Consider the following 406-nt stretch of genomic DNA (forward strand, 5'->3'; position numbering starts at 1 on the left):
TCGACTCCACCGAGTGCTCGGAGCCGCAGGAGTCGTACAACGACCCCAAGAAGATCCAGCTGCCCGACTTCCGGTTCAAGTACATCGGGTCGGTCAAGGAGTGCCTGCAGGCGGCGGGCTGGCAGCTGAAGATCAAGAAGGTCGACGAGAACACGTACGGCGAGGGCTCGGTCATCGACCAGTTCCCCTCCGCCCAGACGGACCTCGACCCGAAGAACATGCCGCAGATCGAGCTCAGCGTCTCGTCGGGCAACCCGCCGTCCTGACCCGCGCCGGACGTGGAAGGGCCCGGCAGCCTCGGCTGCCGGGCCCTTTCTGCGGTTCGGGTTCTTCCAGAGGTCTCGGCTTCTTCTACAGGTACGGCCCTGTCTCTTATACACATCTCCGAGCCCACGAGACCAGAGAG

Annotated in this window: 1 protein-coding gene; it reads left to right on the forward strand. The window is 64.0% G+C overall.

The window, feature by feature from the left end:
• Positions 1–266, forward strand: a 266-nt coding sequence (locus tag IG05_RS43240) for a PASTA domain-containing protein (protein ID WP_037815949.1), incomplete at its 5' end; no start/stop codon positions are given.
• Positions 267–406: the final 140 nt, after the last annotated feature.

It is taken from the genome of Streptomyces sp. NRRL S-1022 (assembly GCF_000720135.1).
In the GTDB taxonomy this organism is placed as follows: Bacteria; Actinomycetota; Actinomycetes; order Streptomycetales; family Streptomycetaceae; genus Streptomyces.